At 46.6% G+C, this 12821-nt stretch carries 12 protein-coding genes, 2 tRNA genes and 1 rRNA gene; all 15 read right to left on the bottom strand.

Annotated features, from left to right (window positions below; all coding sequences use genetic code 11):
* Positions 1-1095, bottom strand: a complete 1095-nt coding sequence (gene mutY / locus ACVS9P_RS09595; protein WP_452103327.1) for an A/G-specific adenine glycosylase — start codon at positions 1093-1095, stop codon at positions 1-3.
* The gene (locus ACVS9P_RS09600) at positions 1092-1559 is read right to left on the bottom strand and encodes a threonine/serine exporter family protein (RefSeq protein ID WP_452103328.1); all 468 of its coding nucleotides are present in this window, start codon (positions 1557-1559) and stop codon (positions 1092-1094) included. The genes mutY and ACVS9P_RS09600 overlap by 4 nt, the downstream gene beginning before the upstream one ends.
* Positions 1560-1568: 9 nt before the next feature.
* Positions 1569-2333 carry a threonine/serine exporter family protein gene (locus ACVS9P_RS09605; protein WP_452103329.1) on the bottom strand — a complete coding sequence of 255 codons (765 nt, stop codon included), beginning with the start codon at positions 2331-2333 and terminating at the stop codon, positions 1569-1571.
* 18 nt (positions 2334-2351) lie between these two features.
* Positions 2352-3011, bottom strand: a complete 660-nt coding sequence (locus ACVS9P_RS09610) for a DUF6320 domain-containing protein (RefSeq protein ID WP_452103330.1) — start codon at positions 3009-3011, stop codon at positions 2352-2354.
* Entirely contained in the window at positions 3008-4276 is a 1269-nt protein-coding gene (locus tag ACVS9P_RS09615) for a hypothetical protein (protein ID WP_452103331.1), read from the bottom strand. Before ACVS9P_RS09615 ends, ACVS9P_RS09610 begins: the two co-directional genes overlap by 4 nt.
* The gene (locus ACVS9P_RS09620; protein WP_452103332.1) at positions 4239-5210 is read right to left on the bottom strand and encodes an alpha/beta hydrolase; all 972 of its coding nucleotides are present in this window, start codon (positions 5208-5210) and stop codon (positions 4239-4241) included. The genes ACVS9P_RS09615 and ACVS9P_RS09620 overlap by 38 nt, the downstream gene beginning before the upstream one ends.
* Before the next feature lie 26 nt (positions 5211-5236).
* Positions 5237-6829: a DEAD/DEAH box helicase gene (locus ACVS9P_RS09625; protein ID WP_452103333.1), complete on the bottom strand. Its 1593-nt coding sequence runs from the start codon at positions 6827-6829 to the stop codon at positions 5237-5239.
* A 191-nt stretch (positions 6830-7020) separates the two neighbouring features.
* Positions 7021-7096, bottom strand: a tRNA-Asn gene (locus ACVS9P_RS09630).
* 7 nt (positions 7097-7103) lie between these two features.
* Positions 7104-7220: ribosomal RNA gene (gene rrf, locus ACVS9P_RS09635) — 5S ribosomal RNA — on the bottom strand.
* Between the two features lie 65 nt (positions 7221-7285).
* Positions 7286-7360: transfer RNA gene (locus ACVS9P_RS09640), tRNA-Glu, on the bottom strand.
* A gap of 387 nt (positions 7361-7747) precedes the next feature.
* Positions 7748-8893 (bottom strand): amidohydrolase family protein, encoded by a 1146-nt coding sequence (locus tag ACVS9P_RS09645; protein ID WP_452103334.1) that lies wholly within the window; start codon positions 8891-8893, stop codon positions 7748-7750.
* Between the two features lie 4 nt (positions 8894-8897).
* Positions 8898-10424, bottom strand: a complete 1527-nt coding sequence (locus tag ACVS9P_RS09650; protein WP_452103335.1) for a tripartite tricarboxylate transporter permease — start codon at positions 10422-10424, stop codon at positions 8898-8900.
* 14 nt (positions 10425-10438) lie between these two features.
* Positions 10439-10909, bottom strand: coding sequence for a tripartite tricarboxylate transporter TctB family protein (locus tag ACVS9P_RS09655; RefSeq protein ID WP_452103336.1), 471 nt, complete (start codon positions 10907-10909; stop codon positions 10439-10441).
* Between the two features lie 92 nt (positions 10910-11001).
* Positions 11002-12054: a tripartite tricarboxylate transporter substrate binding protein gene (locus tag ACVS9P_RS09660; protein WP_452103337.1), complete on the bottom strand. Its 1053-nt coding sequence runs from the start codon at positions 12052-12054 to the stop codon at positions 11002-11004.
* Positions 12055-12117: 63 nt separating this feature from the next.
* On the bottom strand, positions 12118-12819 hold the full coding sequence (locus ACVS9P_RS09665) for an RraA family protein (protein ID WP_452103338.1): 702 nt from the start codon (positions 12817-12819) through the stop codon (positions 12118-12120).
* Between the last annotated feature and the right edge of the window lie 2 nt (positions 12820-12821).

Below are 12821 nucleotides of genomic sequence, written 5' to 3' on the forward strand. Positions count from 1 at the left end.
TTATTCTTTTTCTTTTAAAAACATTTGAAATGCACTCGGCAACGCAAATTTTCGGCTGCGCTCACTGGGAGAAGCCCATACCATCATTCCGCAAGTCTGTTCCACAATGATACGGTAGGCCGTCATATGCCATTCCACATGGGTAAAAATATGCTTTGCAGAGCCAATTAGAGAAATCCGCAAAGGCTCAACTCCCCATGCACGAGCGGCCTCGATTGCTTCCTCCTGCGCAAGAATCCCCGGAACATTAGGCAATTCCCATAATCCCGCCAAAAGTCCTTTTGATGGGCGGCGCAAAAGTCCAATTTTATCGTCCCGCTCCAGCAAAAAGACCGTCTTTTCTTCGATTTTGCGCGGCTTCTTTGGTGATTTAACGGGCAGCAGCCCTGTTTTCCCCTGCTTTAGTGCCCCACAAATTTTTTTTGCCGGACAAATTTCACATTTAGGCAATCCGTTAGGAACGCAGATAATTGCTCCGAGTTCCATCAACGCCTGATTATAAACGCCGCTTTTTTCTCCCGGCATAAATTTTCTCAAGGTGTCTTCCCAATCTCTTTTGACCGCTAAATCTGCAATATCGCGCTCATCTGCGCAAATACGAGAAAGCACCCGCAGAACATTGCCATCTACAGCCGGTACCGGTTGGCAAAACGCAATCGAAGCGATTGCCCCCGCCGTATAAGAGCCAATTCCCGGCAGACTTAAAAGGCTCTCATATTTCTGTGGCAATTCTCCGTTATAATCTTCCACAATTCTGACCGCGGCTTTTTGAAGATTACGCGAACGACTGTAATAGCCCAGCCCTTCCCAGAGTTTTAGCAACTGATCTTCTTGTACTTTGGCAAGATCATAAACTGTGGGAAGTTCTTTCATAAAACGGATAAAATAACTTTTCACTGCCTCAACGCGAGTCTGCTGGAGCATAATTTCGCTGACCCAAATCCGATAGGGAGTAACTTCATGGCGCCATGGAAGGTCTCTGGCATTTTCCCCAAACCACGGCAATAGAATCTGCGGCAAAGATTCTATGATTACATCCTTTGATTTTCTTTCTTCTGAATCCATCTCGGATCGTTTTTCTTTTGAGCGATTCATTCTTCTCCTGTTCCCGTCTGTTTTTTAGAAAGATGCTGCATACGGATATTTACAAAAAGGCGCATCGTAGAAGAAACTAAAAGCACCCCGATTGCAAGCGAACCTGCAATCCCTAGAGTGTGCATTCCTGTCTCTAAGAACAAGTTTGTATCCCCTGAAATTGCATATTCCATTGTTTGATAAATTCCACTTCCCGGCACCATCGGCAGCATAGAAATAATCAAAAAGCCGGTAACCGGACATTTATTTATGCGCGCCATCAGTTCAGCATATGCCGAAAATGCGACTGTTCCAAAAAAATACTGCAGAAGATCATTGTGAAGCGGTTGGAAAAGCAAAAAAACGAACCATCCAAGAGTTCCGCCAAGCGCCGCAAAGAACATATTTTTCCCTTTTAAATGGACTCGATAACAATAAGCAAAGCACATAATAAAGCTATAAAGACAGGGCAGATAATCCATCATGTTGCCTCCTTATAGAAATCTGAAAAAAGCAAGCACCGCACCGGTTCCCAAGGCAATCGCTGTAGCGACCAATAAGCTTTCTACCAAACGAAGCGTCCCGGAAAGATAATCCCGCGACAGCAAATCCCGCATAAAACTGGTGATAGCAATTCCCGGGACCAGATTCATAATGGCTCCCATAATGATCTTATCCAGATGAAGTTGTGGAAAAATCTGCAGCGCCAAAACCGCTACCAAGGCACTTACTGCACTGGCGATCAAGTTGGCAAAAAAGGAATTTGCACGATACTTTTCAAAAACGAAAAGCACCCACTGCATACAAATTCCTGCAATCCCGCTCATAATGGCATCTACAAAATTGCCTCCAAAAAAGAGCGTACTAGCAGAAGCAAGTCCGATAAATCCCAGCATCTGAATTTTATAAGGAAACGCAGGCGTCTCTTCAATCTTTTTAAGCTCTCCCTGCACGATCTCTAAAGGCGGTGCGGTTTCACAGGTTTTACGGCACAGATCATTCAGTTTCTCAACTTTATCCATATCAGTCGTATAATCATTAATTCTTAAAATCCGTGTAACTGCTTGCCCATCTGAATCCTGCAGAGTCACATTAATGCAGTTCGTCAAAACAAACAAATCGCACTGTGAAACATGATACGCCTTAAAAAATCGGGTCATAGATTCTTCTACCCGATAAATTTCTGCTCCATTTTGCAGAAGCTGGCGCCCCAAATTGCTGCCAACCAAGATCAAAGAATTATAATCAACCTGTTCCACACTCTCTCAGCCCTTTTCTCACATATGCAGTCTTCTATGAAGTTCGGCCAACATCTCTCGACCACGAAAGATCAAAAGTGCCGTCAATAAAACCAAATTCATACAAGCGCTTAGCACTGTCGGAAGCGCTACCATTACAAGTCCCATCAAAAGAGAAACAAACATTGCAATATTTAAAAGTAATACCAGGCAAAGATAAATCAAAAAGCTTTCGGGCGCCACGCCAAAGATACGTGACGTTACCGTTAAAGTCGCCATCACTGCCATGCAGAGAATCGGCACGGCATAATCAAGGCTCCAACGATTCCAGCCGGTTGCAAAATCCCATAGCACACACAGAGCAGAAATTAAAAAGAGTTCCCAAACAAAGATTTTAAAAATGTTCCTTCTTTTATACATGACCAAAACCAAATTTAGCCAAAAACAGCCGATCCCAGCAATTACAAAAAGAGACCATTCCCCGGATTTCGGAAGCAGAAAATTGACTGCTACGCTAACGATTCCCACCGTAATTGTGCACAGAAGCAAAATTCGGAAAAACAAGCTGTTTTTCTGATAAGTTCCCAGCACAAAGGGAAATGGATTTTCGCTGCCTTCCCCTTTCAGAAGGCCTTGACATAACGGACATCTCTCCAGATTTCCACGCACTTTTAGATTGCATCGTTCACAGTATTTCATAATTCCTCCTGCGAAAACGGGACAGCTGCAATCGTTACAGGAAGCCCCATACCAGCTAAAGTCCGAAAGAAATTTTTTTGAATATTCGTATTGCGCAGTGATGAAGTAAATGCCATCGTGAGAACATTATTAAAAGAGCACAGACAAAGCTGCAACCCATCTTTGCTTGCAAAAACATCAAACATTTTTACATGGGAAACTGCCTTTTCCGGTAAATCAATCGGCCCTAAATTGGAGATGTCGGCGGTTTCGGTCTTGCTTGCAACTCGATATCCAAGTCTCATAAAAAAATCTTTCACTGGCAAAATCGTTATTCTGGTAATCGGATTTTGCAGAATCGTCATAAATTGGTTCACTCGATAGATCATTTCATCTTCCGAAAGGCCTTTTTTAAACTGTTCTTTTAAAGAGCCTAAAATTGCTTCCACATTGCCGTTTTTGGAAGAAAAGTCATATCGAACATTCATCAAGCTAAAAAAATTCCGTGCGCTTTCCGAGGGGAAATAATGTCTCAAATTAATTGGAACGGACAGCACTACCGGCTTTTTTTTATCTTTATGGGACATTTCCATTCCAATCGCATTCATCAAAATCGATGCAAGCATGACTGTCAGACTTACTTTTTTCTCTTTGCAGCAAAAAAGCATCTGATCAAGCGGTACCGTTCCCTCAATGACGGAAAAACGGTTATCTGGATTTTTTCCTCCACGGAGCTGATATGCTTTTGGCGCTTTTGGCGGCTTTTGGCTACACTGTTTTCCATAATATTTCTGAAAGCTGTCTGCCGCCTGCTCAAATCGGCTGGCATCATATCCCAAATCCGGGATTTCCTCAATATCCTGATATCTCAGATAAAGATAATAAGTCACCAAACTGCGAAAAAATTGAAGAGCGCCTGTTCCGTCTGTCAGCACATGGTATACTTCCAGATTGATCCGGTTTTGATAATAGGTAACTTCAAATAAAAGCTTTCGCACATCCCGATCATAAATCGGCGCACAAGGAACTTTGGTTTCCGGCTGAACTTTCGGCTTTAAAGAGCTGCTCTCAAGAAAATACCAAAAAAGCCCTCTTTTAAGCACTGAGCCCCACAGCGGGAATTCCTCCAGCGTCTGATCAACTGCCTTCTGCAAAAAATCCGGCTCTACCGGGTCCATCAATTCACAGGCAAAGCGAAAAACATTCGGATCCCGCTTACTGCTAATACATGGAAAAATTCTTGCAGCCTTATCTAATTTTACCCATTGTGTCTGTTTTATCTTCATGGCTGATTCCTTCATTCAAAAAGCGGTTAATGTACTGGTAGGATAATTTTTTCTGCTGAAAATATCCTGCGCTTGAAAAAAAGCCATGCAGACCTTCCGGAATTTGATGAACTTCTGCACGATTTCCGGCTTTTAAAAGTTCTGCGCCATACGCTTCTCCCTCGTCCCGAAGCGGATCCAGTTCCGCCGAGAGAATCAAGGTATCCGGCTGATTGGAAAAATCCGATTCCAAAAGCGGTGCAAAATAAGGATCTTTTAAATCTTGATCACTACTCTTATAAAGTTCCAAATAATCATCCACTTGCTTTGCGGTTAAAAGATTTCCGGTCCCATTCTCTCTGACAGAATCAAAAGGAGAGGTTTCGGGGCAGTGATCATTATAAAGGCTTGGATAAAGTAAAATTTGTTTTTGAAACTGAAATTCTCCTAAATCTCTTCCCTTTAGGGAAACTGCAGCCGCCAGATTTCCTCCCGCTGAGTCTCCAATCAATACGACCGAATCCTGCTGTGCGTGAAAAAAGCTTGCCCGGCGAAAAACTTCTTTTGCCGCTAGATAGCAATCATCCAAGCCCGCCGGAAACCGATATTCCGGCGCCAATCGGTAATCAACACTAATCACTCGAAATCCGGTCATTCTAGAAAGCGTAATACAAGTTTCCTGATAGCTTTCAATATCCCCGGTTATCCAGCCGCCCCCATGAAAAAAGAGCAAAGTGTTCGGGGTAAGACGATCTTTTTCCGACTCAAAAACACGCGCTGGAACTTCTCTTTTTCCATCTGTAAAATAATAATTCCATGGTTTATAAACGGGATCGACCAACTGGATTCCTTTTACTTTTTCCAGGCGCCGAACAATTTGATAAGTCTTTTTTATATGATAATCAGGCTGTGACAGCGCACGGATCGCCGCACGCATTAACTTTGGAATCGCCATGGGAAAGTTCCTCTCTTTCCGAGATTTTACTGATGGCGATGCAGAGGCTGATCATTCGGCCTAGATCTGAGTGGCTTTGGCAAATACTTTTCCAGCTCAGGTCTACAAGAATGTTTTCCGGATGACTTAACGACTGCCCGGCCATTTTTATTAAATCTGACGTTTCTGGGAGTTTCTGTCTTTTCAGATGAATGAATTTCCTCTCGACTTTTTTGTCGCCCATTTTGATTCTGCGGTACTTTTTTCTGATTGATTTTTTCGGAAAAAGTTTGTTTTGGATTTTTCTCAAAGCTCTTTTTCTGTTTTGAAAAACCTTTTTGCGCTTTGAAACTTTTTTCGGATTTTTCCACTCTAGTTTTTCCGTTTGTTGCAGAAGAATGCTTTTTCTCAAATTTTTTCGATTCTCCGGGTTCTCTGCGTCTTCTGACTTCCTGCGCAGCTTTTCTGTGCAGATCCTGTCTTTGACGCAATTCTGCTTTTGTAAGCGGCGTTAAATTCTGCATGGGCCACGGATGATCATTTACCTCCGGCACCTGTTGACGAATCAACTTGAGGATCTGCCGAAAATCTGCTTTCTCATCGATATCGCAAAAAGAAATTGCTGAACCGCTGTGTCCCGCGCGAGCAGTTCTCCCAATGCGGTGAACATAAGTCTCCGGAACTTCTGGAATATCATAATTAATGACGTGAGTCAGGTCATCGATATCGATCCCTCGAGCAGCAATATCAGTCGCCACCAATACCCGTACCCTATGATTTTTGAACTGACTCAGTGCCATCTGACGAGCACTTTGGCTTTTATTTCCGTGAATTGCCGCTGCCGAAATTTTTGCCCTTGTTAAAAACTTTACGATCTTATCCGCTCCATGCTTTGTACGCGAAAACACAAGTGCAGACTTAATTTCAGGATTTTTCAAAAGATAAATCAGCAAATTCTCCTTGTTTTCCTTATCCACATAATAAACGCTCTGATTCACTTGTTCTACAGTCGTCGCAGGAGGAGCCACTTCAATTTTAACAGGGTCAACCAGGATTTCATTGACCAATCCCAAAATTTCCTTTGGAAGCGTTGCAGAAAACATTAGATTCTGGCGATGCTTTGGAAGTTGTCCGATTACCCTTTTTACATCATAAATGAAGCCCATATCCAGCATTCGGTCAGCTTCGTCTAAAACGAAAATTTCCACCTGAGAAAAATCGATATACCCTTGATGAAATAAATCATTCAGACGTCCCGGCGTTGCCACCAGGATATCTACGCCTCTTTTTAAAGCTTCCACTTGTGGAGCCTGTCCAACGCCGCCAAAAACCACAGCACTTTTAAGAGAAAGCCCCTTGCCGTAATCCTGCAGGTTTTGAAAAATCTGGATGGCCAATTCTCGTGTAGGGGTTAAGATCAGGCATCGAATACTTCCGCCCTTTTCCTGCCCCAATAAATGCAGAATTGGAACTGCAAAAGCTGCTGTTTTTCCGGTTCCGGTTTGTGCACAGCCAAATAGGTCGCGATGGTTTAATACCTCTGGAATTGCTTTTTGCTGTATCGGAGATGGGCTCACATATCCCATTTGCTCCAAGTTCTTTAAAATAACAGGATTAATTGAAAAATCTGTAAAAGTCATAAATAAATTCTCTTTCCCAATCTATAAAAATTGTTTTTCTGATTGTTTTTCTGTAAAATAATTGTTTGTTTTATTATAACATGACAAGCGCTTAATTACAATTCAAAAGGTTTTCTCAAGTATTATACCAATTTCAAATACCATCATTACATATGATAAAAAAATCCATCGTCCTTTAAGACGATGGATTCTGGCTCCCCAAGTTGGACTCGAACCAACGACCCTGCGATTAACAGTCGCATGCTCTACCGGCTGAGCTATTGAGGAATATTAATGTTGGCACTTACCTATTTTCCCGGGCCGTTACCAGCCAAGTATCTTCGGCGCAAATGAGCTTAACTTCTGTGTTCGGAATGGGAACAGGTGGACCCTCATCGCTATCTGCACCAACAAACTCAAATACAAAAACTGTATTGGTTGCATTTTTAGTCTATATAAAATTAAGAAATATTCAAATGGTGACCCGTGCGGGATTCGAACCCACGTTAACGGCGTGAGAGGCCGCTGTCTTAGCCACTTGACCAACGGGCCATAACACATTTCGCCGCCGGGAAACTCATTTGCCTTCTAACGAAACAGCTTTATTACTATACCAAATTATTGTTTCTTTGTCAAGCACTTTTTTAAGGAAATAAAAAATGAAGGTATCCATAAAGAACTCAACATATAAAATTAAACCAAAGTTACCTAAATATTCATATAATTGCTATTAAATCGGATTGAAAATCTTGATCTTTTTAATAAAAGCACAAAAAAGGAAGACCGCAGATATCTCTTTATCTTCGGTCTTCCTTTTTATAAAATTAAGGGAGAAAAAATACTATTAAAAAAATTGAAAATAAAGCTGAATGGTAACTTTATGAAATTAGTCGCCGAGGATTTTCTACCATCATTTGAAATAGTCCTTTTTGGCTCAAGTCAGAACTGCTCGTCGCGAAATACAACCTCCCCTCCTTTCATGGTCAGAACGGGACAAATTCGTTTGGTTCCATGCCGCAGCTGCTTTTCCGGCTTTTGATAGGGACGGTCGCCGAATTCCACATCTTGCTCTTTGACTCGGAATATCGCCAGATCAGCTTGTGCCCCGGGGGTGAGGGAGCCGATGCGGTCTGCCAGCCCCATATACTTAGCCGGTCGACTGGTGCAGCGAGCAATCACATCTTCAAGCGGAATACCCAGGTAATAATACTTCGACAGCTGGTTGGCCATACTGAATGCCGTGGGCCGCAGGTTCATGCTGAATTTCGTCAGGTCGGTGGCGATGATATCGGGGTAAAATCCTTCCCGAATGGCAGGCTCGCTGATCTCAAAGGAAAAGTGCTCTCTTGCGTCCGCCGCCTCGAACAGCACCCCGCGCTGACGGGCCGTGTAGGCCGCTTTACATACCGCTCCCCATTCGTCCAAAAGCGTCTCGCCCTTGTTCATGTACATGTGGGTGATCACGTCACCGGGACGTAGGTACTCCAGCAGCTCGGCAATGGTACCCGGTGGGTTGGTACAGTGGATCATAACGGGCACGTTCAGCTTATCGGCCAGCCTGACGGTCTCCCGCAGAGGGGTATAGCCCAGTTCCCCCACGATCTCCCGGCTTGTCCTCAGCTTCAGGCCAAGAAGGTCCTGACCATATCGCTCAAAAACGTCCCGAATAGCCCTTTCGTCGTAATGCTCAGGCGCGACTTGTTCCATGTGCTCCGGGAGGGAGCTCAGGCCGGTAGAGCACACGTTCAGATAGGCCTTGACGCACAGTTTGCTCTGGCGGATAAAGGGCTGGTATATGGGAAAGGTTGCGCAGCCAGTGCTGCCTGCGTCCACAACTGTCGTCACTCCAGAGCGAAAACAGATTGCCTCTGCGGGGATGCCGATCCCAGCCATAGGATACAGGTGGGCGTGATGATCGATGAGACCAGGGGTGACGATAGAGTGGGAGGCGTCGATCACCTGATCGCCGTCGGACTCGGAATAATGGCCAACTCCGGCGATGATACCATCCGAAATTGCTACGTCTAAGGCTTCCGTGACACCGTTAGCCGGGTCAATGACGGTTCCGTTTTTAATGAGCAGCATAGGATCAACCCTCTTCCTCAGCGGTGTCAAATATCTTTCCGGCCGCCTCGACAGCCTTCTTCTGCTTCAGGTTGCGCCGCACGGTAAAGACACAGAACACGACCGCGATGACAAGAAATGCGCAACAGATGGGCCGGGTGATGAAGATGCTCCAGCTGCCATGACTGGCTTGCAAGGCCTTACGAAAGTTTTCTTCAAACATAGGGCCAAGGATAAAGCCGATGATCAGCGGAGTGCTGGGAATTTTGAACGCCTTAAAGAATAGTCCCAGCAAACCAAAGAACAGCACGCACTGCACATCGAATATACGGCTGTCGCTGGAGTAGGCGCCTACGCAGCACATGACCATGATAATGGGCAGCAGGATATGCTTGGGAATGTCCAGCAGCTTAGCAAAAACAGGCAGGCCCAGACGCTCGAAGATGAGCATAAAGACAGCTGCCACGATCAGAGCAAAGTAGATGCCGTAGACATACTGACCGCTTTTGGCGTAGATCAGGGGACCGGGGCTGATGCCATGAACCTGCAAGCCGCCCAAGAAAACAGCGGCCACGGAGTTGCCGGGGATACCCATGCACAGCAGCGGGATCAGAGAGCTCGCAATCACGGCATTGTTGGAGGTCTCGGAAGCAATGACACCGTCGATGATGCCAGTACCAAATTTTTCAGGATGTTTGGAACGGCTCTTTTCTGCCGTGTAAGACAGTAGGCCGGCAGTAGAACCGCCGATGCCGGGCAGAATGCCAATGATTATGCCAATTATGGAGGAGATGACAGCATTGGGCAGCTGCTGGAAAAACTCTTTAATTGACAGTCCATAGCCTTTCAGATGGTACTTTTTCTGTTGCAGGCGATTGGACAACTCGCGGCGGCCAAAGCCTGACATAATGATGTCCGTGACGGCAAAAACGCCAATGAGCAGGACGGTGATGTTAAAACCGGACAGTAACTGGTAGTTGCCAAAGGTGTAGCGGGTAACGGCATCGATGGGGGCCATGCCCACCATGGACAGGGCCAAACCGAACAGGCCGGCGAACAGGCCCTTGAGCATATTCTTTCCGGACAATGCGGCTATGATAGACAAAGAGAACACCGCCACGCCAAAGTAATCGGCGGCACCAAACAGCAGGCAGACCTTGGCAAGGGCGGGCCCGATGAAGATCAAAGCCACAATACCCAGAATGGAGCCGATGAAACTATAAAGAATGCCCACGCCCAAGGCGCGTCCAGCCTCGCCCTTATCCGCCATGGGACCGCCGTCAAAAACGGTGGAGATGGAAGAGGGAGTGCCGGGAATTTTTAACAGAATGGCAGAAATCAGACCGCCAGAAATACCGCCCATGTAAAGGCCCACCAGCAGCGCAAGACCTTGGGTAGCCTCCATAGAAAACGTCAGCGGCAGGAACAGGACCACCGCCATGGTGGCGGACAACCCTGGGATGGCACCGAAAACAATGCCAATGATCGTGCCAAACCAGATCAGGGCCAGGCACATGGGATTAAAGACATTTGCTAATGCGGTTGCGAACATGTTTTAGCACCTCCTCAGAAGCCGATGATGCCCTTAGGCAGCGGCATTTTAATTACATAAACAAACAGCGCATAGATGGCAACCGGCACCAGAATTGCAATGATCGCAAACAAAACGGGCTTTCGGTTGGTGTTGTCACTGAGCAGCATGATCTGCGTAAACAGGTAGATCGCGCTGGAACAAATAAAGCCCACCGGCTGGAAAATCAGCATATAGACGATCATCAGCGCTATGGTTCCAAAGCCGCCCTTCACATCATCAAATAGTTTTTCCTTGACCCTGTCACCGGCGGATTTGCGGGTCAGGGTCAGGATCAACTGTACGACACCGGTCACAATGATGCAGATGGCCACAAACTCCGGGACGTAGCCAGAGCCCACATCGGTTGAAGTTTTATGGGGGATACCGAGTGCAATGAGAAACATCCCGGCACCAAATACCAGAATGATGATGGAGCAGACCAAATCGCGTACCTTGTTGGTCATAAGGTTACTTCCTCTCTACGTTTAAAACAGCCACCCATACGCGGGGCAAGGGCACGGGCGGCATTCTTATTTGAGACCGAGTGGTCAGTATATCAGCCTGCCAACCCGGCCTTCAGGGCCTCAACCTCGGCTGGATCCTCCTGATTCATGGTGGCGGCGTCACGCCAGTATGGCTCGGCGAAGTAGGTGGCCAAAGTGGCGGCGAATTCGTCGCTGTCCACGACTTCTTTACAGGCGTCGGCTAACTTTTGTACGATGGCGTCATCGGTGCCCTTGGGGAACTTGACCTCGTACTTCTTTGCAGTAACGACCTTGTCATAGCCCTGCTCCGCAAAGGTGGGAAAGTCAATGCCATCCACAGGCTTCGCAGCCATGATGCCCAGACAGATCAGGTCACCATTTTTAATGTAGTCAGCAACATTCATGTAGTTAATGGCCATGATGTCAACCTGTCCTCCCATCAAAGCAGCCATACGGTCGCCGGCTGAGGTGCCCACGTCGATGTTATCAAAGGTAACGCCGGCCTGCTTCTCCAACATTGTGCCCACATACTGGGTGGTGGAACCAACTACGGTGGAATAGCGGATGGAACCAGGGTTGGCCTTGGCATCAGCCAACATATCTCCCAGATTGGTCCAGCCATGCGCAAAGTTCTTATACTGACCACCAGAGGACAGCGCAACCAGCGCATAGGTCTGGTCGATGGCAACGGTGCAACAGTTGGTGAAGTCCTCGGTGTAGCTGAACTTAACCGAACCGGTGGCCTCCTGAACCAGGGAAGCGCCGGTGTGGCTGAACAGGATGGTGTATCCGTCGTTGGCCTTGTTCATCACATCCATTGCAGCCACGATACCAGAACCACCCTCCATGTTGGTGACCACAAAGGTCTGGTTCAGCTTTTTACCCACTCTCTGAAACAGGGCACGGCAGTAGGTATCGGTGTCACCGCCAGCGTTGTATGGCAAAATGACGGTAACGGTACCCTTCTTGGGCCAGTCGGTTTCAGCCGCACTAGCACTGGCGGAACCAGAGCTATTTTTGGCGCTGCCAGAGAGTGTGCTAGAGCCGCCGGTTTTGCCACAGCTTGTCAAAAGCATGGTGCAGGTTATGGTAAGCGCGAGGACACGAGCAAACATCTTTTTCATAGTAATTCTCCCTTTTGTTTATTTTCGCTTCTTCGTGTGAAACCTTTAGATAAGACAAAAAAGTTAGGGTCGGTATACGTCGTCGATGATCTCAAAGCCTTTTTCTGTCAGGATCTTTTCTACCCAGCCCCGCTTGGCGGTGCCGTCCTTGGCGGCGGCCAGCTTGGCCTCGTCGGCCGCCTGAAACTTCTTCGCATCCTCAATAATGACGGCAGCGTCCTGACGTGGGATGACGATGATACCATCCGGGTCAGCAAGGATGATATCGCCAGGGTTAACGCTAACTCCGCCGCAGGAGATCGGAACATTAATCTCTCCGGGTCCCTCCTTATAGGGGCCGCCGGGAGTAGTACCGGTACAATAAACAGGGAAGTCCCAATTTCCGATTTCATCAATATCGCGAATAGGGCCATCGAGGATAATTCCGGCAACCTTTTTGGTCTCTTTCAAATAAGTCATCATGACTTCGCCCATCAACGCACGGGTGTTGTCTTCCTCATTGGAGACCACCAGCACGTCCCCCTCCTGGCACAGGTTCAGCGCGGCGTGAAGGGCCAGATTGTCACCGGCCCGGCCTTTGACGGTGTAGGCGGGACCCACCAGCATCTGCTCCTTGGGCTGGCTGGCTAGCTTGATACGCGGGTTCATGGCACAGCTACGCCCCATCACATCTGCTGTATTAGAGGCCGGAACTGATTTAAACTGATTCATAATTTTAGGATCGGGCATCTCACGTTTAAGATAAATTCTTTTTCCAACAGGCATTT

It is taken from the genome of Caproicibacterium sp. NSD3, from assembly GCF_053613275.1.